The organism is Micromonospora sp. DT43 (genome assembly GCF_049841645.1).
Lineage (GTDB): Bacteria > Actinomycetota > Actinomycetes > Mycobacteriales > Micromonosporaceae > Micromonospora.
This window is the reverse complement of sequence record NZ_JBNCKR010000009.1, coordinates 193,119-218,418: the sequence shown is the minus strand read 5'-3', so window position 1 is coordinate 218,418 and position 25,300 is coordinate 193,119. Positions and strand designations below refer to the sequence as shown.

The 25,300-nt window shown below is 73.3% G+C and carries 23 protein-coding genes and 1 riboswitch; of the genes, 16 read left to right on the top strand and 7 right to left on the bottom strand.

Going from position 1 to position 25,300, the window contains the following annotated elements; all coding sequences use genetic code 11:
• The first annotated feature begins 60 nt into the window (after positions 1-60).
• The 5 genes from ACLQ26_RS22030 to ACLQ26_RS22010 all read left to right on the top strand — a co-directional run bounded on the left by ACLQ26_RS22030 (position 61) and on the right by ACLQ26_RS22010 (position 5,974).
• On the top strand, positions 61-1,290 hold the full coding sequence (locus ACLQ26_RS22030) for a winged helix-turn-helix domain-containing protein (RefSeq protein ID WP_425746206.1): 1,230 nt from the start codon (positions 61-63) through the stop codon (positions 1,288-1,290).
• Positions 1,291-1,354: 64 nt separating this feature from the next.
• Positions 1,355-1,909, top strand: a complete 555-nt coding sequence (locus tag ACLQ26_RS22025; protein ID WP_425746263.1) for a DUF2752 domain-containing protein — start codon at positions 1,355-1,357, stop codon at positions 1,907-1,909.
• A gap of 609 nt (positions 1,910-2,518) precedes the next feature.
• The gene (thyX, locus tag ACLQ26_RS22020; RefSeq protein WP_425746262.1) at positions 2,519-3,259 is read left to right on the top strand and encodes an FAD-dependent thymidylate synthase; all 741 of its coding nucleotides are present in this window, start codon (positions 2,519-2,521) and stop codon (positions 3,257-3,259) included.
• 47 nt (positions 3,260-3,306) lie between these two features.
• Complete coding sequence (gene dapA, locus ACLQ26_RS22015; RefSeq protein WP_425746205.1) at positions 3,307-4,233, top strand: 4-hydroxy-tetrahydrodipicolinate synthase; 927 nt, start codon at positions 3,307-3,309, stop codon at positions 4,231-4,233.
• 52 nt (positions 4,234-4,285) lie between these two features.
• Entirely contained in the window at positions 4,286-5,974 is a 1,689-nt protein-coding gene (locus ACLQ26_RS22010; RefSeq protein ID WP_091400429.1) for a ribonuclease J, read from the top strand.
• Positions 5,975-6,067: 93 nt separating this feature from the next.
• Here the strand turns inward: ACLQ26_RS22010 and ACLQ26_RS22005 are convergent, their stop codons facing one another.
• A complete protein-coding gene (locus ACLQ26_RS22005; RefSeq protein WP_425746261.1) occupies positions 6,068-7,657 on the bottom strand; it encodes a YbjN domain-containing protein in 1,590 nt (529 codons plus the stop codon).
• Between the two features lie 86 nt (positions 7,658-7,743).
• Positions 7,744-8,214 carry a YbjN domain-containing protein gene (locus tag ACLQ26_RS22000; RefSeq protein ID WP_425746204.1) on the bottom strand — a complete coding sequence of 157 codons (471 nt, stop codon included), beginning with the start codon at positions 8,212-8,214 and terminating at the stop codon, positions 7,744-7,746.
• Between the two features lie 113 nt (positions 8,215-8,327).
• Between ACLQ26_RS22000 and ACLQ26_RS21995 the strand changes: the two genes are divergently transcribed.
• Positions 8,328-10,790, top strand: a complete 2,463-nt coding sequence (locus tag ACLQ26_RS21995; protein WP_425746203.1) for a DNA translocase FtsK — start codon at positions 8,328-8,330, stop codon at positions 10,788-10,790.
• Between the two features lie 74 nt (positions 10,791-10,864).
• Here the strand turns inward: ACLQ26_RS21995 and ACLQ26_RS21990 are convergent, their stop codons facing one another.
• Positions 10,865-11,110, bottom strand: coding sequence for a hypothetical protein (locus ACLQ26_RS21990; protein WP_363688977.1), 246 nt, complete (start codon positions 11,108-11,110; stop codon positions 10,865-10,867).
• 75 nt (positions 11,111-11,185) lie between these two features.
• Positions 11,186-11,500, bottom strand: coding sequence for a DMT family transporter (locus ACLQ26_RS21985; RefSeq protein WP_425746202.1), 315 nt, complete (start codon positions 11,498-11,500; stop codon positions 11,186-11,188).
• A 61-nt stretch (positions 11,501-11,561) separates the two neighbouring features.
• Positions 11,562-11,632, bottom strand: a riboswitch (guanidine-III (ykkC-III) riboswitch).
• Between the two features lie 92 nt (positions 11,633-11,724).
• Between ACLQ26_RS21985 and ACLQ26_RS21980 the strand changes: the two genes are divergently transcribed.
• The 9 genes from ACLQ26_RS21980 (at position 11,725) to pspM (ending at position 18,973) form a co-directional block, all read left to right on the top strand.
• Entirely contained in the window at positions 11,725-12,648 is a 924-nt protein-coding gene (locus ACLQ26_RS21980; RefSeq protein ID WP_425746201.1) for an ornithine cyclodeaminase family protein, read from the top strand.
• A gap of 164 nt (positions 12,649-12,812) precedes the next feature.
• Positions 12,813-12,974, top strand: a complete 162-nt coding sequence (locus ACLQ26_RS21975) for a hypothetical protein (protein WP_425746200.1) — start codon at positions 12,813-12,815, stop codon at positions 12,972-12,974.
• 369 nt (positions 12,975-13,343) lie between these two features.
• Positions 13,344-13,550 carry a hypothetical protein gene (locus ACLQ26_RS21970; RefSeq protein ID WP_425746199.1) on the top strand — a complete coding sequence of 69 codons (207 nt, stop codon included), beginning with the start codon at positions 13,344-13,346 and terminating at the stop codon, positions 13,548-13,550.
• Between the two features lie 66 nt (positions 13,551-13,616).
• Positions 13,617-15,125 carry a 30S ribosomal protein S12 methylthiotransferase RimO gene (rimO, locus tag ACLQ26_RS21965; RefSeq protein ID WP_425746198.1) on the top strand — a complete coding sequence of 503 codons (1,509 nt, stop codon included), beginning with the start codon at positions 13,617-13,619 and terminating at the stop codon, positions 15,123-15,125.
• Between the two features lie 77 nt (positions 15,126-15,202).
• A complete protein-coding gene (gene pgsA, locus ACLQ26_RS21960) occupies positions 15,203-15,799 on the top strand; it encodes a CDP-diacylglycerol--glycerol-3-phosphate 3-phosphatidyltransferase (RefSeq protein ID WP_425746197.1) in 597 nt (198 codons plus the stop codon).
• Positions 15,800-15,927: 128 nt separating this feature from the next.
• Positions 15,928-16,479, top strand: a complete 552-nt coding sequence (locus tag ACLQ26_RS21955; RefSeq protein ID WP_425746196.1) for a CinA family protein — start codon at positions 15,928-15,930, stop codon at positions 16,477-16,479.
• Positions 16,480-16,631: 152 nt separating this feature from the next.
• A complete protein-coding gene (locus tag ACLQ26_RS21950; protein ID WP_425746195.1) occupies positions 16,632-17,093 on the top strand; it encodes a helix-turn-helix domain-containing protein in 462 nt (153 codons plus the stop codon).
• A 201-nt stretch (positions 17,094-17,294) separates the two neighbouring features.
• Entirely contained in the window at positions 17,295-18,164 is an 870-nt protein-coding gene (locus tag ACLQ26_RS21945) for a PspA/IM30 family protein (protein WP_425746194.1), read from the top strand.
• Between the two features lie 23 nt (positions 18,165-18,187).
• Positions 18,188-18,973 carry a phage shock envelope stress response protein PspM gene (pspM, locus tag ACLQ26_RS21940; RefSeq protein WP_363688991.1) on the top strand — a complete coding sequence of 262 codons (786 nt, stop codon included), beginning with the start codon at positions 18,188-18,190 and terminating at the stop codon, positions 18,971-18,973.
• 11 nt (positions 18,974-18,984) lie between these two features.
• On the opposite strand, the gene ACLQ26_RS21935 is transcribed toward pspM, so the two are convergent.
• Positions 18,985-22,659, bottom strand: a complete 3,675-nt coding sequence (locus ACLQ26_RS21935) for a hypothetical protein (protein ID WP_425746193.1) — start codon at positions 22,657-22,659, stop codon at positions 18,985-18,987.
• A 165-nt stretch (positions 22,660-22,824) separates the two neighbouring features.
• Entirely contained in the window at positions 22,825-23,634 is an 810-nt protein-coding gene (locus tag ACLQ26_RS21930; protein ID WP_425746192.1) for a DNA-formamidopyrimidine glycosylase family protein, read from the bottom strand.
• 110 nt (positions 23,635-23,744) lie between these two features.
• Here ACLQ26_RS21930 and ACLQ26_RS21925 point away from each other — a divergent pair, with 110 nt between their 5' ends.
• Positions 23,745-25,013 carry a hypothetical protein gene (locus tag ACLQ26_RS21925; RefSeq protein ID WP_425746191.1) on the top strand — a complete coding sequence of 423 codons (1,269 nt, stop codon included), beginning with the start codon at positions 23,745-23,747 and terminating at the stop codon, positions 25,011-25,013.
• Between the two features lie 24 nt (positions 25,014-25,037).
• Here ACLQ26_RS21925 and ACLQ26_RS21920 read toward each other — a convergent pair whose 3' ends face one another.
• On the bottom strand, positions 25,038-25,280 hold the full coding sequence (locus ACLQ26_RS21920; RefSeq protein ID WP_039905669.1) for a CPCC family cysteine-rich protein: 243 nt from the start codon (positions 25,278-25,280) through the stop codon (positions 25,038-25,040).
• Positions 25,281-25,300: the final 20 nt, after the last annotated feature.

Below are 25,300 nucleotides of genomic sequence, written 5' to 3'. Positions count from 1 at the left end.
TGGCGGTCGGAGTCCAGCTTCCCGCACCGACGTCGTACCGATGATTTATCGTCGCCGACGATGGCCGCACCGGAATCACTCTCGCTCGCCCAGGCCCGCCGGGTGGCGCTCGCCGCCCAGGGCTTCGCCGACCCACCGCCGGTCGGGGTGCCCACGCGTCGACACCTGCGCCGGGTCCTCGACCGGGTCGGGTTGATCCAGATGGACTCGGTGAACGTGCTGCAGCGCGCGCACTACCTGCCGCTCTACAGTCGGCTCGGTCCGTACCCCACAGCGCTGCTCGACCAGGCCGCCTACCGCCGCCCCCGCGAGCTGTTCGAGTACTGGGGTCACGAGGCGTCACTGGTGCCCGTGGGGCTGCACCCGCTGCTGCGCTGGCGGATGGCCCGAGCGCACAGCGAGTCCTGGGGCGGCATGCGGCGCATCGCCCAGGAGCAGCCGGAGCTTGTCGCCTGGGTCCGTGACGAGGTGGCGGCGCGGGGCCCGTTGACCGCCACCGAGATCGAGCACGACGCCCCCCGGGAGACCGGCAACTGGGGGTGGAACTGGTCGGCGGTGAAGCGGGCACTGGAGTTCCTTTTCTGGGCCGGCGAGGTGACCGCCGCCGAGCGCAGCACCTCCTTCGCCCGCCGCTACGACCTGCCCGAGCGGGTGCTCCCGCCGGCCGCGTTGGCCGCGCCCACCCCTACCGACGCCGAGGCGTACCGCGCTCTGGTGGCCCTGGCGGCACGGTCGCTCGGGGTGGCCGCCGAGCCGGAGCTGCGCGACTACTTCCGGCTGCCGCTGGCCGGCGCCCGGCAGGCCGTCGCGGAGCTGGCCGAGGCCGGCGAACTGGTGCCGGTCACCGTGGCGGGCTGGCGGCAGCCGGCCTGGCTGCACGCGTCCGCCCGGCTGCCCCGGTGGATTCGCGGCAACACGCTTGTCAGCCCCTTCGACCCGCTGATCTGGGAACGTGCTCGCACCGAGCGACTGTTCGACTTCAGCTACCGGATCGAGATCTACGTCCCGGCACCGCAGCGGGTGTACGGCTACTACGTGCTGCCGTTTCTGCAGGGCGACCGGTTCACCGCCCGCGTCGACCTGAAGGCCGACCGCAAGGCCGGAGTGCTGCTGGTGCCGGCCGCCTGGATCGAGCCCGGCGCCGACCCGGGGGAGACGGCGGTCGCCCTCGCCGCCGAGCTGTACCGGCTCGCCGGCTGGCTCGGGCTGGACGCGGTGGCGCCCCCCGCGTCCGGTGATCTGGCCGGTCCGCTCACCGCCGCGTTGGCCGGCGTGTCCGGTGTACCGTGAGCGCGTGACGAGCGTTCCCGGACCGGTCGACCAGCCGCAGCCCACCGCCGGCGCGGTTCACACGGTGCCCGACGACGCGGTCGGCACCGCGGCCCCCGTTGGCGTGGCGGGCGTTGCGCCGACCGGTTGGCCGGCGAGTCCGGCGGGTGGTTACGGCTACCCGGCGCCCGAGCCCGACCGGCTCACCCGTGTCGTGCTGCGGCTCTACGAGCGTTCGCCGCGCTGGGCGGTGCCGCTCGCCGCGGTCGGGTGCGTCGGCCTCGGCATGGCCTACGCGCTGCTGAGCAACCCGGCCCACGCCGACCCGGATGCCGCGCCGACCTGCCTGCTCAAGTTGACCACCGGGCTGGACTGCCCAGGCTGCGGTGGCACCCGTGCGCTCTGGTACGTGCTGCACGCCGACCTGCCGGCCGCGGCCCGCCACCACTTCCTCTTCGTCTTCGCGCTGCCCTTCCTGGCGTACCTCTTCGTCGCCTGGGCGGCCAACCAGGCGTTCGGCTGGCGGCTGCCCGAGCTGCGGATCAGCTCGAAGGTCATCGTCGGGTTCCTGGGCGTGTGGCTGGCGTTCTCGGTGCTGCGCAACCTGCCCTGGGCGCCGTTCACCTCGCTCTACGTCTGAGCCGCCCCGCCCCGCCCCGCGTCGCCTCGCCCCGCGTCGCCTCGCCTCGCCCCGCGTCGGTTCGGACCGCGTCGGTTCGGACCGCCTCGCCTCGCCTCGGACCGGCGTCGGAGCGGGGATCCGGTGCGTGGTCGGGACCTGCTGTTCAGGCCCTTTGGAGCTGATGTCGTCCACGACATCACGTATCTGCTCCTGCTCCACCCGGGGACGAGCTGCCCGCGCGCCCGCTCGGGCCGAGTCGACTCGGGCGGCTGTGGGCCGGTCTGGCCTGGTGGCTCGGGCCGGTGGGGTGGCTCGGGCCGGTGGGGTGGCTCGGGCCGGTGGGGTGGCCCGGGTTAATGCGGCCGGTTGGGTGGCTTGGGCCCGTCGGGGGGGGGGGGGGGGCTCGGATGGGCTCGGGTCGATTGGTTCTGCCGGTCCGGCGGGGGTGGTCACTCGGGTTGCGCGTCGGTCGGAAGCTGATGTCGCGGACGACATCAGCTCCAAAGGACGCGGCCAGGACCCTTGGTCCCGGGGCCCGGTCATGACGCGCGAGTGATCGACATTGCACGGGGCGCGCCCGAGTTGGGCGCGCAGCCGTCGGCCACTACAGTCCCAGGAATGCCGGAGATGGTGCAGCCCCAGGTCAAGTTGATCGCGTGGACCCAGTTCGCGGCCCCGGACGACGTGCCGTGGTCGACCGACGCCGAGGGTGGCCAGGCGCTCGCCGAGTTCGCCGGACGGGCCTGCTACCAGTCGTGGAAGAAGCCGAACCCGGCCACCGCCACCAACGCCGGCTACCTCGCGCACATCCTCGACGTCGGCCACCTGAGCGTGCTGGAGCACGGCTCGGTGACCTTCTACTTCACCGGGGTCTCCCGCTCCTTCACCCACGAGCTGATCCGGCACCGGCACTTCTCGTACTCCCAGCTCTCGCAGCGCTACGTCCCCGAGCGGGACGCGGCCATGGTCGAGCCGGCGGTCATCGCCGACGACCCCGAGCTGCACAAGAAGTTCGTCGAGGCCGCCGAGGCGAGCGTTCGGGCGTACACCGAGTTGTTGGAGGGCCTTGAGCAGCGCTTCTCCGACGAGCCGAACCCGACGTTGCGCCGCAAGCAGGCCCGACAGGCCGCCCGCGCGGTGCTGCCGAACGCGACCGAGACCCGGATCGTGGTCACCGGCAACTACCGGGCGTGGCGGCACTTCATCGCGATGCGGGCCACCGAGCACGCCGACGTGGAGATCCGTGAGCTGGCCGTGGAGTGCCTGCGCCAGCTCCAGACGGTGGCGCCGAACGTCTTCGCCGACTTCGTGATCTCCACGCTGCCGGACGGCACCGAGGTGGCGGCCAGCCCGCACGAGGCGTCCTGAGCCCTTCCCCGGCGGGCTCCGGCTGGTCGTCCGCTAGGTTGGAGGGTATGACGCACGACCACCCCGACACCGCGGCCCGACCGGTGTCCCGCCCCTTCGGCCGGGTGCTCACGGCCATGGTGAGCCCGTTCACCCCTGACGGCACGCTCGACCTCGACGGTGCCGCCCGGCTGGCGAGCCACCTGGTCGACGAGCAGGGCAACGACGCGCTGGTGGTCAACGGCACCACCGGCGAGTCGCCGACCACCACCGACGCGGAGAAGGAACGCCTGATCCGGGCGGTGGTGGAGGCCGTCGGAGACCGGGCCAGGGTCGTCGCCGGGGTCGGCACCAACGACACCCGGCACACCATCGAGCTGGCCGCCGCCGCCGAGAAGGCCGGCGCGCACGGGCTGCTCGTGGTCACCCCGTACTACAACAAGCCGCCGCAGAGCGGTCTGCTGCGACACTTCACCGCCGTCGCCGACGCCAGCGGACTGCCGGTGATGCTGTACGACATCCCGCACCGCTCCGGCGTGCCGATCGACACCGAGACGCTGGTCCGGCTCGCCGACCATGGCCGGATCGTCGCGGTCAAGGACGCCAAGGGCGACCTGACCGCCACCAGTTGGGTGACCAGCCGGACCGGCCTCGCCTTCTACAGCGGCGAGGACGCGCTCACCCTGCCGGCGCTGGCCGTCGGATGCGTGGGCGTGGTCGGCACCTCGACGCACTTCACCGGGGCGCTGACCGCAGAAATGATCGAGGCGTACGACGCGGGGGACATGCCGGCCGCGCTTGCCCTGCACCGGCGGCTGCTGCCGCTGTTCACCGGCATCTTCCGCACGCAGGGCACCATCCTGGTGAAGGCGGGCCTGGCGTCGCTTGGCCTGCCGGCCGGCCCGGTGCGACCCCCGCTCGTGGACGCCACCGACGACGAGATCGCCCAGCTGCGCGCGGACTTCGCGGCAGCGGGCCTGGAGCTGCCCGAATGATCGAACGACACGATGGGCGCCGAGTGACGGCGTCGCAGAATGAGGTGGACGCGTGACCGAGGCGCACATCGAGGCGGAGCTACCCCCGCCGCTGCCGGAAGGTGGCCTGCGGATCATCCCGCTCGGCGGGCTCGGCGCCATCGGTCGGAACATGACCGTCTTCGAATACGACGGCAAGTTGCTGATCGTCGACTGCGGGGTTCTGTTCCCCGACGTCGAGCAGCCGGGTGTGGATCTGATCCTGCCCGACTTCGGTCCGATCCTGGACCGGCTGGCCGACGTCCAGGCGATCGTGCTGACCCACGGTCACGAGGACCACATCGGCGCGGTGCCGTACCTGCTCGCCCACAAGCCCGACATCCCGCTGGTCGGCTCACAGTTCACCCTCGCTCTGGTCGAGGCGAAGCTGGCCGAGCGGCGGATCCAGCCGTACACGCTCACCGTGCGGGAGGGCGGCCGGGAGCGGCTCGGCCCGTTCGAGTGCGAGTTCTTCGCTGTCAACCACTCCATCCCGGACGCGCTCGCGGTGGCCATCCGTACCCCCGCCGGCCTGGTGCTGCACACCGGCGACTTCAAGATGGACCAGCTTCCGCTGGACGGCCGGATCACCGACCTCGCCGGTTTCGCCCGGCTCGGTGCCGAGGGCGTCGACCTGCTGCTGTCCGACTCCACAAACGCGGAGATCCCCGGCTTCGTCACCCCGGAGCGGGAGATCGGGCCGGTGCTCGACTCGATCTTCGCGAAGGCCAAGGGCCGGATCATCGTGGCCTCGTTCGCCTCACACGTGCACCGGGTGCAGCAGGTGTTCGACTCCGCCGCCGAGCACGGCCGCAAGGTCGCGCTGATCGGCCGGTCGATGGTCCGCAACATGGGCATCGCCCGGGACCTCGGCCTGCTCAACATCCCGGCCGGCCTGGTCATCAGCATCGACGAGGCGACCACGCTGCCGCCGGATGAGATCGTGCTGATGTCCACCGGTTCCCAGGGTGAGCCGATGAGCGCCCTGGGCCGGATGGCCAGCGGCGACCACCGGCACATCACCATCGCCCCCGGTGACACAGTCGTCCTCGCGTCCTCGCTGGTGCCGGGCAACGAGACCTCGGTGTACCGGGTCATCAACCGGCTCGCCCGGGCCGGCGCGGTGGTCGTCCACAAGGACGTCGCGAAGGTGCACGTCTCCGGACACGCCCCGGCCGGCGAACTGCTCTACCTGCTCAACGTGGTCCGGCCCAGCAACCTGATGCCCGTACACGGGGAGTGGCGGCACCTGCGCGCCCACGCCCGACTCGGCATCGAGTCCGGGGTCGCCGCCGACCGGGTGGTGCTCTGCGAGGACGGCGACGTCGTCGACCTCGTCGAGGGCCGCGCCAGCGTGGTGGGGCACGTGAAGAGCCGGTACGTCTACGTCGACGGTCTCGCCGTCGGCGACGTCAGCGAGTCGCTGCTCACCGAGCGGCGGATCCTCGGCGACGGCGGTTTCATCGCCACCACAGTGGTCGTCGACTCGGTCACCGGCAAGGTCGTCGCCGGCCCGACGTTGTCCGCGAAGGGCTTCTCCGAGGACCCGGAGGCGTTCAACCCGGTGGTCCCGCTGGTCACCGAGGCGCTCAACCGGGCCGCGGCGGACGGCATCACCGACCCGCACCAGCTTCAGCAGATCGTCCGGCGGACCGTGGGGCGGTGGGTCAACGACAAGTACCGTCGTCGGCCGATGATCGTGCCCACAGTCGTCGAGGTCTGAGCACGTCGCGCTGACGCCGGTCCACCCGCTCGGGTGGACCGGCGTCGCCGTGTCCACCACCGGGCGGTCAGGGCAGGTCGGGCCGCTTCGCGGTCAGGGCAGGTCGGCCACCGCTTCGGCGTACGCGACCCCGGTGGCGATCGCGGCGTCCACAAGCACCAGCAGTTGCGCCGGTGCCACCCCGTGGGTCAGGTCGGTCGCCACGTCCCCGGCGAGCACGATCTCCGTGTCGAGGTCGTGGGCGTACGCCTTGGGCAGCAGCCGGTCGTGGTTCCAGGCGTTGCAGAAGGCGTACGCCTCGGCGCGGCGCGCCGTCGGCAGCCGGCGGGCGGCCATCGCCCGGGTGTGCAGCACCTCGCCGCGTTCGCCGGCCCGACGGAACTGGATCACCGCAGCACCCCACCGACCGACCACGGTGCCGCCGTCGTCGACCAGGTACCTGTCGCCGCGCCGGTCCAACGTCGACGTGATCATGTCGGTGGTGAGTGCCATGACCTCCCGCTCGGAGGCAGCGTCCGCCTCGGCGCCGGGCTCGGTGCCGGCGTTCGCGGCGCCCGGCTCGACCGCGCCGGGCTCGTCGTCGGGGTTGTCCTCGGCGGGCGCGGGCAGCGGCACTGTCGCCGCGGATGGGCGCTCGGCCAGCCAGGCCGCCATCCGACCGGACTGGTGACCGGTGCCGTTGCGGGCGTCGAAGCTGCCCGCCAGGTCGGTGGAGATGCCGAGCAGCAGCGAACCGAGGGTGGTCACGTCCAGCTCGGCGGCCGGGCGCTCGCCGTACGCCGGGCGGTGCACCGTCCGGTCACCCAGGCCCGCCTCGTCGGCCAGCGCGCAGACCAGCGCCCCGGCGGCGGCGAACTCCATCGCGGCGAGGTCGTCGGTGGGCCGGTCCAGTCGGGGCAACTGCTCGGTCAGGACGGCCAGCCCGCGGTCCAGGTGCCCGCCGAGCGCGCAGAACCGCAGGTGCGTGGAGAGGTACGGGAAGGCGGAACGCTCGCGCCGGTGCCGCAGGTACGCCCGCACGTGCGCCGCCGCGGCCTGCTCGGGCTCACCGACCCGCAACAGCGGCAGCAGCCCGGCGACAAGCGCCCGCTCGGGCTGGTCGGTGCACTCCTGAGCCTCGGTGCCGGACGCCTCCAGCTCGGTGCGGGCGGCCTGCCACTCACCCCAGCCGGCGAGCAGCTCCGCGCGCCGGGCCGGGGCGCAGCCCGGGCACCCACCGGCCGGCCCGGAACGCGTGCCCGCCCACCCCTGGAAGAAGTGGCGGGCGGTGGGCTCGTCGCCGAGGTGGTCGGCGATCCGGCAGCGCAGCTCGGCGACCGTCGGCGCGTCGGCCCCCACCCGGTGGGCCAGGTCGTCAAGCAGAAGTCGGGTCTGGTCCAGCCCGACCCGGGGAGTGCCGAGCAGCGCCTCCACCGCGTACCGCTGGTAGCGCGGCAGCAGCTCGGCCTCGGCGTCGGTGAGCAGCCCGGGCCACCTGTCGGCGGCGGCCAGGCAACGTCGCAGCGGTTCGATCAGCCGCCACCGCTCGCCGTGCAGCAGGTACGCCTCGATCAGGGCGAACCGGGCGTCCAACCCGGACCGGACGTCCTCGGCGGCGTCGGCCCGCTCGGCGACGCGTTCGAGGGCGACCAGCCGACCGGACCCGTCCGGCAGGTCCCGGGCGTCGGCGAGTGCGGCCACCAGCGCGGCGACCCGGTGACCTGCGGTCCGGCCGTCGGAGGGTGCCTCGACCCGGTCGGTGCGGCTGCCCGTCGCCTCCTCGCGGCCGGTCACGCCGACACCGCGCCGGGCAGCCGGCCGACGGCGACGGCGAGCTGGCAGCCGGCCGTGATGCCACAGTCGAGCAGTTGGTCGAGCTGGTGCGGTGTGACCCCGCGTTCCAGGTCGGTGATCACCTCACCGTAGATCCGGGCCTGACCGCCGTCGTCGACGTGCACGAACGCCTTCGGCCAGAGCCGGTCGTGGTTCCACGCGTTGCAGAAGGCGTACAGGGCGGGCACCTGCTCGATCCCGAAGGCGGGCGCGACCATCGTGCGGACCTGGAGCACCTCGCCGGCGGCGCCGAGACGCAGGAACCAGATCAGGTTGTCGTCGAAGCGGCCCACGAGGTCACCGTCCACGGCGCGGCCGACCCGCCGGCCACGCGCGGCGAGCACCGCGGCGACCAGCTCGCCGGTCAGCGGGCGCAACCTGTCGGGGTGCCCGGCCAGCGGATCGTCCTCGAGTCTCGGCGACGCCATCGGGCATCCCTTCTGAGGCGGATATCACGACCGGCGGCGGGGTCCGTGTTGCGACGCGCGGACACGACCCGGAAAAGCGGGGATCTGCCCGCCCCCACCGTTACCGTGACTCTATGGCGGGCCGTACCTCTCAGGCGAGCCGGCGACGCGGCGCGTCGCCGCGCGGTGGCACCAACAGCCGTGCCCGTCAACCGGCGAAGAAGACCCGGGCACCCGTACGCCGACGCACCTCACCCGCCCGTCCGGGGCCTGCCGTCTACGTTGGCCGCGCGGTCGGCGCACTGTGGATGGGGCTGGCCCACGGGATGGGTTGGGCGGTGCGGGCCGCCGGTCGACAGGCAGCCTCCGCCCGCGACCTCGACCCCGAGCACCGTCGCGACGGCGGCGGGTTGCTGCTGTTCGGGCTGGCCCTGCTCAGCGCCGTCGCGCTCTGGTTCTCCGGAGCGGGCCCGGTGGGCGCGCGTCTGGCCGACACGATCCGGCTGTTCCTGGGCGCGATCTCCGTGGTGGTGCCGGTGCTGCTGATGATCGGCGCCTGGCGGCTGATGCGCCAGCCGGCCGATCCGGAGCACCGGGGTCGCGGGTTGATCGGGTGGGGCTCGCTGCTGGTGTCGACCGCCGCGCTGCTCCAGATCGGTCAGGACCCGACGGACACGGTGCAGCGTGACTACGCCGGTGGCCTGGTCGGCGCCGGTGTGGGCGGGTTGCTGGAGCGGGCCGTCACCGCGTGGGTGGCCGTACCGTTGCTGATCCTGCTGCTGCTCTTCGGCCTGCTCGTGGTGACCGCGACGCCGATCAACAAGATCCCCGAGCGGCTGGGCCTGCTCGCCGGAAGCCTGGTGGCGACACCGGAGGCGGTCGTCGGCGAAGAGACCGACGAGACGGTCCTCAACCGACCGGCCCGCAAGCGGCCGGCGAAGCGGATGCCCCCACCACTGGACCCGGACGACTTCGACGACCTGGAGGGCGCCGACCTCCAGGAGACGATGGTCCTGCCGCGCAAGGCCCCGGCGAAGGTGCCGGCCAGCCGCAAGCCGGCCGAGCCGCCGGAGCACTCGCCCGCCCCCACCCGCGCCGAGCAGCTCGCGTTGACAGGCATGTCCGGCGACTACACCCTGCCGCCGGCGAACATGCTCAGCGCCGGCGCGGCCGCGAAGACCCGCAGCAAGGCCAACGACGAGGTGATCGCCGCGCTGACAGGCGTCTTCGACCAGTTCGACGTGGACGCCGCCGTCACCGGCTTCACCCGTGGCCCGACGGTCACCCGCTACGAGGTGGAGCTGGGGCACGGGGTCAAGGTCGAGCGGATCACCCAGCTCTCCCGCAACATCGCGTACGCCGTGAAGTCACCTGACGTGCGGATCCTCAGCCCGATCCCGGGCAAGAGCGCGGTCGGCGTGGAGATCCCGAACACCGACCCGGAGAACGTGGCGCTCGGCGACGTGCTGCGCTCGCGGGCGGCGACGAGCGACCACCACCCGATGGTGGTGGCGCTCGGCAAGGACATCGAGGGCGGCTACGTGGTGGCCAACCTCGCGAAGATGCCGCACATCCTCATAGCAGGGGCCACCGGCGCCGGTAAATCGAGCTGCCTCAACACCCTGCTGGTGTCCGTCCTCACCCGGGCCACCCCGGACGAGGTGCGGCTGCTGCTGATCGACCCGAAGCGGGTCGAGATGACCGGCTACGAGGGCATCCCGCACCTGGTCACCCCGATCGTCACAAACGCCAAGAAGGCGGCCGACTCGCTGGACTGGGTCGTGCGCGAGATGGACATGCGCTACGACGACCTCGCCGCCAACGGGGTCCGGCACATCGACGACTTCAACCGCAAGGTCCGCAACGGCGAGATCAAGGCGCCGCCGGGCAGCGAACGGGAGATGCGCCCGTACCCGTACCTGCTGGTGATCGTGGACGAGCTGGCGGACCTCATGATGGTGGCGCCGCGCGACGTGGAGGACTCGGTCGTCCGGATCACCCAGCTCGCCCGTGCCGCCGGCATCCACCTGGTACTGGCCACCCAGCGCCCCTCGGTCGACGTGGTGACCGGCCTGATCAAGGCGAACGTGCCGTCTCGGCTGGCGTTCGCCACCTCGTCCCTCGCGGACTCGCGGGTCATCCTGGACCAGCCCGGCGCGGAGAAGCTGCTCGGCCGCGGCGACGGTCTCTTCCTGCCGATGGGCGCCTCGAAGCCGGTCCGGATCCAGGGCGCCTGGGTGACCGAGCGCGAGATCGCCGACGTGGTGAAGTTCTGCAAGGACCAGCGGGAGCCTGAGTTCCGCAAGGACGTGCTGGCCCCCGCGCAGGACAACAAGAAGAAGATCGACGAGGACATCGGCGACGACCTCGACCTGCTGGTGCAGGCGGTGGAGCTGGTGGTCACCTCACAGTTCGGCTCCACCTCGATGCTCCAGCGCAAGCTGCGGGTCGGTTTCGCGAAGGCGGGCCGTCTCATGGACCTCATGGAGACCCGTGGTGTGGTCGGGCCGTCGGAGGGGTCGAAGGCGCGTGACGTGCTGGTTAAGCCGGACGAGTTGGACGACGTCCTGTCCGGCCTGCGCGGCGACGTGGACTGACCGGGCGGGGCACGACCGACGCGGAGTACGCGACGGGCCCGCCGGAAGCCGGCGGGCCCGTGGAAGAAGAGCGCTCAGTTGTTGATCAGCGCGCCGATGATCACCAGGCTGATGATCGCGGCGACGACGCTGGCCACGGCGGCGTACCAGCCCAGTGGCTTGTCGCCCAGGACGGCGCCGACGACGCCGGCGATCACGCCGAGCACACCGAAGATGATCGGGTTGAGCAGCAGCGCGAGCACCGCGAACACGAAGCCCACGATGGTGAGGATCCGGGCGGCGCTTGTGCGCTGGCGGGCGGTGCCGGGGACGTCGGCCATGTCTTCCTCCGGTGTGAGAGCCTGTGGTGACGGACCGATCACTACCCACTGTGGGCGCCTGTCACGCGTCCCTCTTCAGTGGAAGATCTTCAGCCCGACCACGCCGGCGACCACCAGCAACAGGCAGAGGATCCGGGGCAGGCTCGTCGACTCGCCGAGCGCCAGCATCCCGACCAGCGCGGTGCCCACCGCGCCGATGCCGACCCAGACCGCGTACCCGGTGCCGACCGGGATGTCGCGCAGCGCGTACGCCAGCCCGCCCATGCTCAGCACCAGGGCCAGCACGAACACCAGGGACGGAACCAGCCGACTGAAGCCGGCGCTGCGGTCCAGGGCGATCGCCCAGGCCGTCTCGAGCAGTCCAGAGATCACCAGTACGAGCCAGGCCATCGTTCACCTCACCGGAAGTGCCCGGGGCTGCCGCGCCGGGACGAGTCGAGTCTGCACGTCACGCGGGGCGTCTTGGCCTGACCGGGTACGCCCACCACTCGTCCGGAGCGGCCACGAGCATCCGGCCACCGGTGCCGACGCTAGCACCGACCTCGGCGGCGGGGCGGTGACCACCGCCACGGTCGGTTGACCTCTACCTGACTTCAACTTGCAGTATCGCCAGCATGACCATGCTCTACGCCGACCCCGAGGTCGCCGCCGTCCTGGACGCCGCCACCACTGTCGACGCCATGCGCGACGCCCTGCTGGCCGCGTACGACGGGCGGCTGGTCGCCCCACCCCGGGCCGCCGCCCCGTTGGCCGGTGGGCGGATGGTGCTCACCGCCGGGCACCTGGTCGGCGAGTGGTACGGCTTCCGCTCGTACGACACGTTCGGCCACCCGCAGGGCGAGCAGCTGGTCGTGTTGCACGACGCCCGTACCGGGGCGATCCGGGCGGTCGCGGTCGGCGAGGAGCTGGGCTCCCGGCGTACCGGAGGGTTGGGAGGCGTCGCCGTCGACGCGCTGGCCCGGCCGGACGCGGCGACCCTCGCGGTGATCGGCTCCGGCCGGCAGGCGTGGACCCAGGTCTGGGCCGCCTCGGCCGTCCGCCCGCTGCGTGAGGTGGTGGTGCACAGCCGCTCGGCCGCCCGGCGGGACGCCTTCGCCGCCCGGGTCCGCAGCGAACTGGGCGTGCCGGCCCGCGCGGCCGCCGACCCGGGCGCGGCGGTCGCCGGGCGGGACCTGGTGGTGCTCGCCACCACCAGTCCGACCCCGGTCCTCTGCGCCGCCGACCTGAGCCCCGGCACGCACGTCAACGCGGTCGGCTTCAAGCAGCACGAGCGTAGTGAGTTCGGCATCGATCTGCTGGACACTGCCGATCTGCTGGTCACCGACTCGCCGGCCCAGGCGGCGGACTACCAGCCGCCGATGCTGGCCGCCATGCCCCCGTACGCCGATCGGTTGCGTGACCTGGGTGGCATCCTGGCGGGGACGGTCCCTGGCCGGACCACGGCGGACCAGATCTCCGTCTTCTGTTCCACCGGTCTGGCTGGCACCGAGGTCTTCCTGCTCGACGCGCTGACCCGGGTGGGTGCCCCGACGCTTTAGGCCGGTACACGGGATGTTGGCGCGGACGGGTCTGGCCGAACAGCGGACCGTCGCCTGTGCGACCGGGCGGCCGCGGCGGCACCGCTAATCGATCATGATGGGGCGACCGCCGCGACGGGGCCGGCGGAGCGACCCGAACATGAGGCGCGATGAACCTCGCCGCAATGCATCTCTCCGACCCACTCATCGAGATCGGCCTGCCGGTGGCGAGCCTGGCCTTCTGGGCGGTGGCCTACGGGACCACAGTGCTGACCACCCGACCCGCCGCCATGCCCCCGGGTCCGCCGCCGGGGGATTCCCCGGTCCGGAGCCACCGGCCGTGGTGAACCTGCTGGCCAACCGGTGGCGGCAGACGGCGGACGCCGCCGAGTCCACGCTGCTCGACCTCGCCGCGGATGGCTATCTGAAGCTGCGTCAGGCCGAACCCGATCCCCGAAACACCACGGTGCACCTCACCGGCCGCGCCCCCGACGACCTCAACCGGTACGAGCGTCAGGTCTACGACCGGGTGGCCGAGCGCGCGGTCGACTGGGCGTGTTGCCGCCGCCCGTTGGCTGGGGCTGCGCGCCTGGCTCGCCGGACACGAGGCCGTCGGCGACCTCCCGCCCGCCGCCGTCGCGGCCGGGGACCGCAACCTGGCGTACGCCAGCGCGCTCGGCCTCACCCGGACGGCGTCCTCGCTGATCAACTTAGGTGTGGCCGACCGCGAGCGGCTCTGGTCGACGTACGGAGGAAGGTGGCGGCAGGTCAGCGTCAGTTACCCGGGCGGGCTCACCCGGTACCGGGCGTCGCTCCGAGGGATGGTGTCGTTCGCTGAGGGCGGTCGGACGATCGTCATGGTGTTGCAGGTCACCGAATGGCTGCCCAGCGAGCCCGCGCCGCAGCAGGGCGGAGCGGGATGACGGGCGCGGCCGGCCGCACGACAAGCCCGCGTGCGCGGGCTTCCCCGGGCGGCCCGGTACCCTCGGATGGTGTCTGTCACCTCTCCTTCTCCTTCCGACCACGCCGAGGGCCGTCGCGTCGCCCTGCTCACCCTGGGCTGCGCCCGCAACGAGGTCGACTCGGAGGAGCTGGCCGCCCGGCTGCACGCCGACGGCTGGCAGGTGACCACCGACGGCGAGGGTGCCGACGTGGTTGTCGTCAACACCTGCGGCTTCGTGGAGAAGGCCAAGCAGGACTCCATCCAGACCCTGCTCGCCGCCGCCGGCACCGGCGCCAAGGTGGTCGCCGCCGGCTGCATGGCCGAGCGGTACGGCCGGGAGCTGGCCGACAGCCTGCCCGAGGCGCAGGCGGTGCTGAGCTTCGACGACTACCCGGACATCGCCGCCCGGCTGAACGCCGTCGTCGCCGGGGAGCAGATCACCGCGCACACCCCCCGCGACCGCCGCGAGCTGCTGCCGCTCACCCCGGTGCAGCGCCAGTCGGCCACCGTGTCCCTGCCCGGGCACGGCACCGTGACCCGCACTCCCGTCGACACCGACGAGCACACCCCGGCGCACCTGCGTCAGGTGCTGCGCCGTCGGCTGGACACCGGCCCGGTCGCCTCGCTGAAGCTCGCCAGCGGCTGTGACAGGCGCTGCGCGTTCTGTGCCATTCCCGCGTTCCGTGGGGCGTTCGTCTCGCGTACGCCTGACGAGCTGCTCGCCGAGGCGGAGTGGCTGGCCAAGACCGGCGTACGGGAGCTGGTGCTGGTGAGCGAGAACTCCACCTCGTACGGCAAGGACCTCGGCGACCCGCGCGCGTTGGAGAAGCTGCTGCCGCAGCTCGCCGCAGTTTCCGGCATCGTGCGGGTGCGGGTGAGCTATCTCCAGCCGGCCGAGACCCGGCCCGGCCTGGTCGAGGCGATCGCCGGCACGCCGGGGGTGGCCCCGTACTTCGACCTGTCGTTCCAGCACTCCAGCGAGCCGGTGCTGCGCCGGATGCGGCGTTTCGGCTCCACCGACCGGTTCCTGGAGCTGCTGGCCAGTGCCCGCGCGCTGGCCCCGGAGGCGGGCGCGCGGAGCAACTTCATCGTGGGCTTCCCCGGTGAGACCCGCGCCGACATCGACGAGCTGACCCGGTTCCTGACCGAGGCGCGGCTGGACGCGATAGGCATGTTCGACTACAGCGACGAGGACGGGACCGAGGCGGCCGGCCTGCCCGGCAAGGTCTCCGCCGCGACAATCAAACGGCGCTACGACCGGCTCAGCGCCCTCGCCGACGAGCTCTGCTCGCAGCGCGCCGAGGACCGGCTCGGCTCGACAGTCGAGGTGCTCGTCGACGCGATCGTCGACGGCGTGGTGGAGGGCCGGGCGGCCCACCAGGCGCCGGAGGTGGACGGTTCCACCACCCTTGTCGCACCTGCCGACGGCGGCGTCGACCTGGCCGCGTTGCGCCCGGGTGACCTGGTGCGGGCCACCGTGACCGGCACCGAAGGGGTGGATCTGCTCGCGGTGCCGGATGAGATGATCTCGGCGGCGCCCGGCGCGGCACGGTGACGGCGGGCCCGGACGGAGCGGGGGAGCCAGTTGGTGCGGTGCCGGAGACGCCATGGCGACCCGAGCGGAGCGAGACGGTGACCGGGGCGACGGAGTCGACGCCGGCCCGGGTGGTCGCGCGGGTGCCCGTGCTCAACGCGGCCAACGCGCTCACCGCCCTGCGGTTGGTGCTGGTGCCGGTCTTCGCCGCGTCGGTGATCGTGTCGGGGATGACCCACACGGGCTGGCGGATGGCTGCCTGCCTGATCTTCGCGGTGGCCTCGGCGACCGACCTGGTGGACGGCTGGATTGCCCGCCGGTTCGGGCTGGTCACCTCGGTCGGCAAGGTCGCCGACCCGATCGCCGACAAGGCGCTCACCGGCGCGGCCCTGGTGCTGCTGTCCTTCTACGACCGGCTGCCCTGGTGGGTGACGGCGCTGATCCTCGCCCGTGAGCTGGGCATCACCGGGCTGCGGTTCTGGGTGATCCGGCACGGGGTGATCGCGGCCAGCCGCGGCGGCAAGATCAAGACTGCCTTGCAGATCCTTGCCATCGCCTGGTACCTGTGGCCGATGCCGGCCGCCCTCGTCGCCGTCGGCCCCTGGATCATGGGTGCCGCCGTCCTGGTCACGGTGGCGACGGGCTTCGACTACATCGCCCAGGCCCTGCGCCTTCGCAGTCCCCGCCGGGACTGACCCCACCCCCACCCACCCCGGCGATCATGACGTTGTTGCCGTCCGGGCTGGCGTGTCGGGGCGACAATTCATGATCGACGGTTTCGGCCGGGAGGGTTGGGGCTCCTCGGGCGGGGAAGGACGAGCTCATGGCGCGGGAAGAGCGGGAAGAGAACGCGGAGGGCAGTGCGGCGGCGGGCGTGGTGCACAGCCTGGTGCAGCGGCACGAGACCCTGGCCACTGTCGAGTCGCTCACCGGTGGCCTGCTCTCGGCGTCGATCGTGGAGATCGCCGGGGTCAGTGGGATCTACCGGGGTGGGCTGGTCGTCTACGCCACCGAGCTGAAGGCCACGCTTGCCGGCGTACCGGCCGATCTGCTGGCCGAGCGCGGCCCGGTCGACCCGGACGTGGCGTTGGCGCTCGCCGAGGGCGGTCGGCAGCGCTGCGGCGCGGACTGGGGGCTCGCGACCACCGGGGTCGCCGGTCCGGAGCCGCAGGACGGCAAGCCCGTCGGCCTCGTCTACGTCGCGGTCGCCGGTCCGACGGGCGGCGAGGTCCGGCAGCTCGACCTGGACGGCGGGCGGGACCACGTGCGCTCGGCCGCCGTCATCGAGGCGTTACGGCTGCTCACCGAACGGATCCACGCCGCCGACGAGGCCGCTCGCGACGGCCTGGGAACCGCCGGCGCGGGGCGCCGATGAGCCGCCCCGGGCGAACCGACGGGCGGGGCGGGATGTCGCCGGGCCCCGCAGCGGGTACGGTTGCGGGAAGGCTCCGACGCTCGGGGCCGGCGCGGTCCGCCGCGGCCGGCTGCCCGACGCCGGGCGAGAGGTATCCCTCAGGGGGAGGTGCGATGGTCCTGCTACGCCGGGTGATCGGTGACGCACTGCGGGCGCGCCGGCAGGGACAGCAGCGCACACTGCGTGAGGTGTCCACAGCCGCCAACGTCAGCCTCGGCTACCTCTCCGAGATCGAGCGGGGGCACAAGGAGCCGTCCAGCGAGCTGCTCGCCGCGATCTGCGACGCGCTCGGCGCCCGCCTGTCCGAGTTGCTGCGCGAGGTGAGCGACACCGTGGCGCTCGCCGAACAGATGCCCGCCGGGGTGCTCGTCGGCATGCAGGACGAGCCGGCCGAGGCCGCGCCCGTCGGCGCGACGGCCACCGTGCGCAAGGGCGCCAACCGGGGCGTCCGTCAGGTCACCTCCGACGGCAAGGTCGCCGTGTCGGTCCGACAGGACTCGCCGCTGCGCGCGACCCTGCGCAGCAGCCGCGTCCGCCCCACCGAGCGCGACCGGGACGTGGTCTGCGCCGCCTGAGCCGTCCTTCCGGTTGACCATGGGCGAGGTGGCCCCGGCCGCGTAGGGTGGCCCGCAGGAGCCGACGGCGCCCGTCGAGCACCCGGTACGGATGCCCAGTTGGCGTTCGGCTGGGACGATGGAGACCGGCCGGTCCGCGGTCGGTCGGCTCAACCCGGTCCGATCGCGGTGGAGCGACGCTACTGAGGGGATACCGCGGAGATGGCGAACCCGTTCGTCAAGGGCTGGAACTACCTGATGGCACTCTTCGGTGCCAAGATCGACGAGCATGCCGATCCCAAGGTGCAGATCCAGCAGGCCATCGAGGATGCCCAGCGGCAGCACCAGGCGCTGGTCCAGCAGGCTGCGGCGGTGATCGGCAACCAGCGTCAGCTGGAGATGAAGCTCTCCCGGCAGATGACCGAGGTCGAGCGGTTGCAGGGCAACGCCCGGCAGGCCCTGGTGCTGTCCGACCAGGCCCGCGCCAAGGGCGACGAGGCCGAGGCGGTGCGGTTCGAGCAGTCCGCCCAGGCCCTGGCCACTCAGCTCGTCTCGGCCGAGCAGGCCACCGAGGACCTGAAGACCCTGCACGACCAGGCTCTCGGCGCCGCCGCGCAGGCCCGCCGTGCCGTCGAGAACAACTCGATGATCCTCCAGCAGAAGCTCGCCGAGCGCACCAAGCTGCTCAGCCAGCTGGAGCAGGCCAAGATGCAGGAGACGGTGGCCCGCTCACTGGAGTCGATGTCGTCGCTGACCGCGCCCACCAACACCCCGTCCCTGGACGAGGTGCGTGACCGCATCGAGCGGCGGTACGCCAACGCGATGGGCCGCGCGGAACTGGCAGGCAACTCCGTCGAGGGTCGGATGCTGGAGATCCAGAAGGCGACCATCGACTCGGCGGGCTCGGCCCGGCTCGAGCAGATCCGGTCCAGCATGGCGGGGGAGCAGCTCGGCGGCACGGCCCAGCGCCCGGCGGTGCCACAGGGTGAGGCGGGTCCGGGCAGCGACCCGACCGCCGCCGCCCGGCTGGACGAGCTGCGCGCCAGCATGGCCCGCGAACGGGGCACCGGCGACCCGACCGCCGCCGGCTGAACGACCGGTCCGAGGAGGTCACGGTGGCAGACGAGCGGACGCGGTACTTCCGTCGGCTGGGCCGGCTGCGCCGGTCCGCCCGGCGGTGGAGCGTACTGGCCGGTGGGCTCGGCGGCGCAGCGGCGGTGCTGACTCCGTACGCCGGCCTCGGTCTGCCGGACGCGGCCTGGGCCGGCGCCGCGGGCAGCGCGGTGGCGTTGGCCGCCTGGCGCTGGATCGACCTGCGGGCGCTGGCCGCCCGCCCGGCGCCTCCGGCGCTGGATCCGGCCGAGGCCGCCGCCAGGTCCCGGGCTCGGCTGGTGGCGGCCGTCGAGCGACTGCCGGTCGGCTCCGGGGTGCTCGCCGAGGTACGCCGGGTCCGCAGCCGTGTCGCGCTGCGCGGCACCACCGCCGGGCAGCAGTGGGCCCGACTGGACCGGGCGTCGCTCACCCTGGCCGGGATGGCGCCCCGGCTCACCGGGTTGGCCGAGCCGGCCGTGCTCGAGGCCGCTGCCGCCGACCGGTCGTTGCGCGACCTCGCCGAGCGGGTGGCAAGCGTGGAACGGGCCCTGCGGCTCGCTCCGCCGGACGCCCGGACGCCGCTGGCCGACGCTCACCGCACGTTGACCGCTCAGCTGGAGGGCGGTGTGGCGGCCTACGAGCGGCTGGTGGTCGCCGCCGCCGGCTACCTCGCCGAGGACGCCCGCCCGGAACCCACCCACCCGGCCGCCGACCGGCTGACCGAGGCGACCGACCTGCTGCACGGGGTCGCCTCGGCCCTCGCCGAGCTGCGTGCCGGCAGCGCCGGCCTGCGCGCGCCCACCCGCTGACGCCCCGCCCGTCACGGTGGGGTCGTGACCGGGATCGGGCCGGTGTACGGCGAGCTGCCCACGACGTTGAACGACCGGATCCGGTAGTGGTAGGTGACGCCCCGGGCCAGCCCCGTGTTGGTGAAGCCGCGACCGGTCACCGTGAACGTCGCCACCTCCTGGCCGAACACCGGGTCCAGCGCCCGCTGGACGATGAACCCGGACCCCGGGCCGGCGGGCGTGTGAGCCGTCCAGCCCAGCACCACAGTGGCGGTGTCCGGCCCCGGCGTGCTCGCGGCGGCTGTCACCTCGCTCGGGGTGCCCGGCGCGGGAGGGGTGCTCGCCGCGGCCACCGTCGACCAGGCCGAGGCGGCACCCAGGTACGTGGTGCGGACCCGGTAGTAGTACGTGGTGTCCGCGGCGGCAGTGGAGTCCAGGTGGTTGTCACCGACCCCGATCGCCGTGGTGCCCGGGCCGCTGGTGAAGGTCGGGTTGGTGGCCCGCTGCACGTCGATGCCCGTGGCGAAGGAGCGGTTCGTCCAGCGTAGGGCCACCCGCAGCGGCGCGGCGGGCGGGATCGCCGCGATCAGCCCGCCCGGCGCGGCGAGGTGCACCGAGGCGGGCACGCTGTTCGACCAGGACGAGTAGCTGACGTCGTTCTCCACCCGGATCCGGTAGTGGTAGGTCACGCCGGGGGTGACAGTCGCGTCGGTGTAGCGGGTGGCGGCGGCCGCGACGGTGATCGTGGTGACGTCGCCGCCGAAGGTCGCTTCGGTGGCCCGTTGCAGCAGGTGACTGGTCGCGGGCGGGCGTCCACCGTTGCCGGTCCAGGTCAGGGCGATCGCCGGCAGCGCGGTGGCCGACCCGGGCACCGGCGTGGCGGTCAGCCCGGTGGGCGCCCGCGGCGTCACCCGCAGCACCAGCGGGCGGCTCATGCCCAGGTCGCGGTGGCCGGCGAGCTGGCTGTGCCAGCGGTACTCCCAACCGAGGTTGACCATCTGGTTGACCACCACGGCGGGTCGCCCGTCGGTCGGGCTGACCGGGGTCGACCCGGTCCGCGCACCGGCTGGACGGCCGGGGTCGAGCAACCGGACGCTGTCGCCCAACTTGAACGGCAGGGCCGGGGCGACCGGGCGCAGCGCCACGACCACGTCCTCGCGGGGGTTGACCCGGACGATCTGCTTCCAGCCCAGCTCCGTCCCGTGCGGGGGGCGCTGCGTGCCGTCCCAGCCGACCCGGTTGACGAGCTGCACGTCGCAGCCGCCGAAGTGCAGCGCCTCGGTCTGCCGGACGTTGCCGCTGATCCGCCAGAGCTGGGTGCCGTCGCTCGGCGCGCCGACCGGTACCGCCGGGTCCGCGGCGTACAGGACCTCGGTGACCGGGTCGGTCGGTCCCAGTGGCAGGGTCGCCGGAGTGAGCGGCCCGGCGTGCGGGTGGGCGACCCCGAGCCGCCCGGCCAGCCGCCCGTGACCGGGTTCGAAGATCTGCTGTGCGGCCTTGACCTCGAGCGGCAGGGTCACCGGGCCGGCGCCGCCCAGCGGCGTGAACGTCACCGTGTCGGCGTGCGCCGACACAGTCGTCTCGGCCGCCGTCCGGCTGCCGAACGCCACGTCGTACGCCGGCTGCGGCACGATCGGCGGGCGCTGGCTCGCCGCGTACGCCCCGGGTAGGCGCTCCCGCAGCCGGGCCAGGTCGTACGCCGGGTCGGGCGTGCCGCTGATCCGGAACTGGAGCAGGGTACGGGTGTTCGGGCCGTACCCGGGTTCGGTGGGCGGCGGGCCGCCCTCGGCCGTCCGGTCCGGTGCGTCGGTGTGCTGGTCGTAGCGCGGATCGAAGCCGGGCAGCGGGGCCGGGGCGTCGTTGTACAGGATCAGCGTGCTGCCCGGGGCCACCGTGGAGAAGTCCACGAGCACGTCGGCGCGCTCACCCGGGGCGAGCAGCAGCGTGTGCCCGTACACGTTCAGCACTGTCGGGTCGAGCCGGTCGTAGCGGTACCCGATCGGCCGGTTCGGCAGCACCACCGGGGCGGGCAGTAGCCCGGCCTCGTTGCCGATCTGCACGAACTGCGGCCCGGCGGCCCGTGGGTCCGGCACACCGCCGTCGCGCCCGTCGCTCGGCCAGAAGGCGGGCCGGTCCGGCGCCCGTACGGCGGGCACCATCGGCACCTCGCCAGCGTCCGCGTCGGCCAGAGCGCCGCCCTCGGTCCACATCGGCGCGTCCGAGCAGGCCCGGTAGAGCTGGAGGTTGAGACTGCGATCCAGGCAGGCGTTGAGGATGCGGAACCGGTACACGCGTGGGCGCACCTCCAGGTACGGGTACGCGACGCCGTTGACAAGCGGCGTGTCGCCGTACGTCGCGGGCACCGCGGACGGGTGGGGCACCCCGGGGCGCAGCGGCGGCTCGGCGGGCGCGCCGACGGGGTCGTGGTGCGGGTTCGGCACCGGCCCCGGCCCGGTCGGCGGCGGCCCGCCGGCGATCCGGTCCGCCAACGGCCAGCCGTCCACTGTGGGTCCGCCGTCGATCCGGCCGCCGTCCGGGGCGGGAGTGCGCGACCAGGGGCCGTAGTCCCAGCGGCCGGTCGGGTTGCGCCCACCGGACCGGTACGGGTTCTGCCGGGGCTGGTAGACGTGGGGGTGCCACAGGCTGCCCCGGGCGCCCCACCGCTCCCGGTCCCACGTCGGGTCCTCGGCGGCGAGCTGGGTGTCGTCCGGCACGAACGTCTTGTCCTCGATCACCAGGGGCAGCTGCTCGGCCGGCAGCACCCCGTCGGCGACGAGCTGGTCCTCGACCGGGTCGGTGAGCAGGTAGGGCGCGAGTTGCCCGCCATAGACGGTGAGCCGGGCCAGGCCGAGGGTGTTGTCGTGGAACCACAGCAGTCGGCCGCTCTGCTCGTTGGGGAAGTAGAGGGTGGTGGCGCCGGCCCCGGGCGGCGGCATGTCCGGCACGGGCGTCAGGCCCGTCCCGGTCGGGTACGGGGTGATCTCCCCGGCCGGGGTGATCCACTGCCCGGGGTTACCCGCGCTGGTCCAGCCGGTCTGCGCCCCGGCCAGGTGCAGCACAGCCCGGTTCTGCGGGTACGGCGCAGGGCCGTCCAGCGGGCCGATGCCGGCCCCCTCGACGGTCTCGTCGACAGGCAGGAACAGTTCGCCGGCCCGGCCGGTGGGGAGCTGGTTGATGAACTTCACCCGGACCGGCCGGCCCCGCCGGGCGTGGATCATCGGGCCGAGGTGCCAGGGCCGCTCCGGGGGCGCCACCGTGTTGTGGCCGGACGCGTCGGTGCCCAGATTGAGCTGCCGGTAGCCGCGCAGCCGGGTGGCCGGCAGGTCCCGGTGCAGGCGTTGCGCGTACTCCTGGAGCCCGATCTCGTAGTAGTCGCAGCCCGGGTAGCTGATCGTGTCGGGAACCGCCACCGGCAACCGCCCGACGAGGTCGGCGCCGCCCGCCCGGCCCGGGGTCGGCAGCGCGTCGACGAATTTCCGCAGCCCGGTGCCCGGCACCAGCCGGCCGTCGGGGGCGCGCGTCGGGCGGGGACTGTACGCGACGTTCGGCACCGGCCCGAAACAGCGCGGCACGGCGGCCGGGTCCAGGCTCGCCGCGGGGGCGGCCTCCTCGGCGGTACGCGCGGACGGGACGGACACCGTCCGGCCGAGGCCGTCGGGAGTGGGCCGGTAGAAGAAGGTGGAGCGGAGTCTGCGGAAGATCGCCATGACTCTCCCCGAGGTTGGGGCAGGAGGATCGCCACCCCGGCGTGGCGGCCCCCGGCACTCTGCTGACGGGCGGTGAGCACTCAACCGCAGCATGCGACGTCGGAGGCCGGATAGGAATTACCCAATCGTCCGTTTCTGGGCCGACAGGGGTCGACGGAGGCATCGTCAGGCGGGCGGCGGAGTTCCCGGTTGCTCCGGCTGGCAGACCGGGCACCAGTAGGTGACCCGTTCGCCCAGCTCCTCCTTGCGGATGGCGGCGCCGCAGCGGCGGCACGGCTGGGCGCGGCGGCCGTACACGTAGCTGGTCTGACCTCGGTGCAGCGAACCGGTGGTGCTCTGCGTCCAGCGGCCCCGGTTTGCGGCGAGCAGCCGCTGCGCGAGCGCCACAGTGCCGGGCAGGTCGGGCACCGCGCCGACGGGCGTCCACGGTGACACGCCCCGCAGGAACAGCACCTCGCACTTGTAGAGGTTGCCCACCCCGGCGAGGTTGCGCTGGTCGAGCAGGGCCTCGCCGATGGTCTGCTCCGGGTGCGCGGCGAGCCGGTGGACCGCCTCGGCCGGGTCCCAGTCCGGGCCGAGCAGGTCCGGGCCGAGGTGACCCACCAGGGCGTCCTCCTCGGCGGTCGGCACCAGGGCCAGCTCGTGCAGGTGGTAGCCGACCGCCACCGCGCCGGGGGTGCGCAGCACCACCCGGATCAGGTGCGCGGGCCTGCCGCTCCACCGTTCCCCCGGTGCGTACGCCCGCCAGGCACCGTCCATCCGCAGGTGCGAGTGCAGCGTCCACCGCGCCTCGTCCGGGGCGGCGAGGCGGAGCAGCAGGTGCTTGCCCCGGCTGGCCGACTCACGGACGGTCCACCCGGTCAGGTCGGTGGTGGCCAGCTGCGGCACCCGGAAGTCGCACCCGGTGAGCCGTGCGTCGGCGAGCGCGCGGTGCAGCACGCGGGCCGTGTTCCAGACGGTGTCACCTTCGGGCACCCTGCCATCCTCTCTCTTTCGAGCAAGATTCGCATGTATCGCTATTTGTAGTCAGGTTCCCGGTGATCTACAGACATGGAAGGGTCAGGGGGGTTCTGAGGAGAATGCCCATGACGCGACCTCATTGTCGTATCCCATCCGCTACCCTCACCGCCACCCTCGTCCTCCTGCTCGCCGCAGGCGCGGTGCCCACGATCGGCGGTTCCCCGACCACCGCATCCGCAATCGGCGGCTCGCTCACCCTGACCGCCGCCGCACCCGGCGGGGAACTGTGGAGCGCCGACCTCTCGATCGTCAACCGCGACGACGTCAACGTCCGACGTACCCCCGCCGGTCTGCGGCTGCGCGAGGCCCGCGTGGCCGGAAGCAGCCCGCGCAGCCCGCACAGCGCGGTCGCCGAGGGCATGCTGCTGACCGCACCGCGCACCCTCACCCGACCGGCCACCCGGGTCCGCGCCGAGATCAGCGCCGACGTCCCCGCCGGCGCCAGCGTGGAGGCGCAGGTCCGCGGCTGGCGGGTCAGCGGCTGGACCGAATGGCGGGCCGCGACCGCCGGCGCGGTCTTCGACCGGCCGGTCAGCCAGGTGCAGACCCGGGTGGTGCTGACCGCGCGGGCCGGCGGCGCGACCGCGACGGTACGCGCCGTCCAGCTCACCGCCGACGCGACGGCAGCCGTCTCCGCCGCCACGCCCGGCCTCACCTACCGGGTGTACGCCACCCGCATCGGCCTGGTCGGCGAACTGACCGCCAACGGCCGCACCATCCAGCCGCGCGACCACTTCGCGGCGCTACCGTCGCGCCGGGGCCTCTCCCCGCTCAACACGGGTGACTACACCGTGCGGGTCTGCACCACCACTGGCGCCCGCTGCGAGTACGCCCCGGTCTGGGACGTCGGGCCGTGGAACACCCGCGACGACTACTGGAACCCGTCCGCCGTGCGGGAGAACTGGAAGAACCTGCCGCAGGGCCGGCCGGAGGCGCAGGCCGCCTACCAGTCCGGCTACAACGGCGGGCGGGACCAGTTCGGGCGTAAGGTGCTCAACCCGGCCGGCGTCGATCTCGCCGACGGCACCTTCATCGACGGCCTACGACTCACCACAAACGCCTGGGTGGACGTCGCCTACCTGTGGACCGGCGGCGGGCCGCGCGGCGTCGTCGGCGACGGGCCGCTCAACATCCGCAGCGGGCCCAGCACGTCGTACGCGGCCCGTGGACTCGCCGCCCGCTTCGCGAACGTGCCGATCCAGTGCTGGGTCACCGGTCAGTCGGTCGCCGGCCCGTACCGCACCACCACCAGGTGGAACCGCCTCGCCACCGGGCAGTACGTCAGCCACGCGTACATCTCCGCCGTCTACGGCGGCGTCGTGCCGGTCTGCTGAGCGCACTCGCCTCGGCGGGTGCCCTCAGGGGCGCTCGTCGGGGCGGGCGGGGCGCACCATGTCCTGGTAACGCGGGTGGCTCGCTCCGTACACGGCGTAGTTGAGCCGGGCGTGCGACAGGCTCAGGTCACCGTTGGCGCCACCGCGCACCGCGTCGGCGTCGGCGTCGCTCTGACCGTCGTCGGTCCAGAAGCAGACCGGGCAGGTCCCGCCGCCGGTCCGAGAGGCGCAACAGGGACAGCCCACGGGAACTACGTGTTCACCCACCGGGGCAGCATTCCATAGTC

Bases quoted from the DNA above. Each gene is read 5' to 3' on its own strand.
- ACLQ26_RS21935 (WP_425746193.1), bottom strand. From the start codon at position 22,659: ATGGCGATCTTCCGCAGACTCCGCTCCACCTTCTTCTACCGGCCCACT.
- ACLQ26_RS22000 (WP_425746204.1), bottom strand. From the start codon at position 8,214: ATGGCGTCGCCGAGACTCGAGGACGATCCGCTGGCCGGGCACCCCGAC.
- ACLQ26_RS21925 (WP_425746191.1), top strand. From the start codon at position 23,745: ATGACGCGACCTCATTGTCGTATCCCATCCGCTACCCTCACCGCCACC.
- ACLQ26_RS21990 (WP_363688977.1), bottom strand. From the start codon at position 11,110: ATGGCCGACGTCCCCGGCACCGCCCGCCAGCGCACAAGCGCCGCCCGG.
- ACLQ26_RS21995 (WP_425746203.1), top strand. From the start codon at position 8,328: ATGGCGGGCCGTACCTCTCAGGCGAGCCGGCGACGCGGCGCGTCGCCG.
- ACLQ26_RS22030 (WP_425746206.1), top strand. From the start codon at position 61: ATGGCCGCACCGGAATCACTCTCGCTCGCCCAGGCCCGCCGGGTGGCG.
- ACLQ26_RS21975 (WP_425746200.1), top strand. From the start codon at position 12,813: ATGCATCTCTCCGACCCACTCATCGAGATCGGCCTGCCGGTGGCGAGC.
- ACLQ26_RS21945 (WP_425746194.1), top strand. From the start codon at position 17,295: ATGGCGAACCCGTTCGTCAAGGGCTGGAACTACCTGATGGCACTCTTC.
- ACLQ26_RS21950 (WP_425746195.1), top strand. From the start codon at position 16,632: ATGGTCCTGCTACGCCGGGTGATCGGTGACGCACTGCGGGCGCGCCGG.
- ACLQ26_RS21980 (WP_425746201.1), top strand. From the start codon at position 11,725: ATGACCATGCTCTACGCCGACCCCGAGGTCGCCGCCGTCCTGGACGCC.
- ACLQ26_RS21985 (WP_425746202.1), bottom strand. From the start codon at position 11,500: ATGGCCTGGCTCGTACTGGTGATCTCTGGACTGCTCGAGACGGCCTGG.
- ACLQ26_RS21955 (WP_425746196.1), top strand. From the start codon at position 15,928: ATGGCGCGGGAAGAGCGGGAAGAGAACGCGGAGGGCAGTGCGGCGGCG.
- dapA (WP_425746205.1), top strand. From the start codon at position 3,307: ATGACGCACGACCACCCCGACACCGCGGCCCGACCGGTGTCCCGCCCC.
- thyX (WP_425746262.1), top strand. From the start codon at position 2,519: ATGGTGCAGCCCCAGGTCAAGTTGATCGCGTGGACCCAGTTCGCGGCC.
- rimO (WP_425746198.1), top strand. From the start codon at position 13,617: ATGGTGTCTGTCACCTCTCCTTCTCCTTCCGACCACGCCGAGGGCCGT.